This window comes from Mesorhizobium sp. M7A.F.Ca.CA.001.08.2.1, from assembly GCF_003998455.1.
Classification (GTDB): Bacteria; Pseudomonadota; Alphaproteobacteria; order Rhizobiales; family Rhizobiaceae; genus Mesorhizobium; species Mesorhizobium ciceri.
The window spans coordinates 1-965 of the sequence record NZ_RZPW01000325.1; the positions used below are offsets into that span (position 1 = coordinate 1).

A 965-nucleotide genomic window follows, 5' to 3' on the forward strand; every position below is an offset into this window, starting at 1 on the left:
TGGCGGCCTTTCTCGCCATCCGCTTTCTGGCCGGTCTGGCCAGCGCCTTCGTCATGGTTTTCATGGCCAGCATCGTGTTCAGCCATATCGCGGCTGCCGGTCGCAACGACCTGCAGGCCTGGCATTTCGGCGGCGTCGGGCTCGGCATAGCGGCATCGGCGGCGATGATGGCGGTGCTGGTCGCCGAGCATTCGGGCTGGGCTGCAGGCTGGCTCTGGTCGGCGGCGATTTCGGCCTGTGGTTTCGTCCTCGTTGCACTGTTGGCCAATGAGGGTCCGCTCGGCAACGGCGAAGTCACCCGCGAGCCGGCACTGCGGATGGACCGGTCGTTGGTCAAGGTCATCGTCGCCTACGGCCTGTTCGGCTTTGGCTATGTGGTGACGGCGACATTCCTGGTCGCCATCGTCCGGCAAGGCGGCGGCAGCCGCGTCTTCGAGGCCATGGTGTGGATGGTCGCCGGTCTTGCGGGCTTTCCCTCAGTCTGGCTCTGGCAGAAGGTCGCGGCCCGCACCGGCCTCTATGCCGCCTATGCGCTGGCGTGCTTCATCGAAGTTGCCGGCGTCACCGCCAGCGTCGCCATCGGCGGCGCCACCGGGCCGCTGCTTTCCGGCGTGCTGCTCGGTGGCACCTTCATTGCCATCACCGCATTTGGCCTGCAGGCCGCCCGGCAGCAGGCGCCAAGCGCGCCGCGGCGGATATTCGCCCTGATGACGGCTGTGTTCGGCCTAGGCCAGATCATCGGGCCGGTCGCCGCCGGGTTTCTGGCGCAGATGTCCGGCGATTTCTTCCTCGCCTCGATCACAGCCGCGATCGTGCTGGTCGTCTCCGGCGCCATCACATGGTCGGCTGCGCCAAAATCGCCATGATTGTGGGCTTGCTGTGCCGGGCATCGGGCACGGGCATTTTCTTTCCCACTAATGTGTGACTTTATGCCCGCTGTCGTCAGCTGATTTGCGCCTAGATCG

General features: G+C 65.8%; 1 protein-coding gene. It reads left to right on the forward strand.

Annotation, left to right across the window (positions count from 1 at the left end; translation table 11 throughout):
- The coding region (locus EN914_RS19395; RefSeq protein WP_127389208.1) for a YbfB/YjiJ family MFS transporter at window positions 1-866 on the forward strand (866 nt) is incomplete at its 5' end.
- Window positions 867-965: the final 99 nt, after the last annotated feature.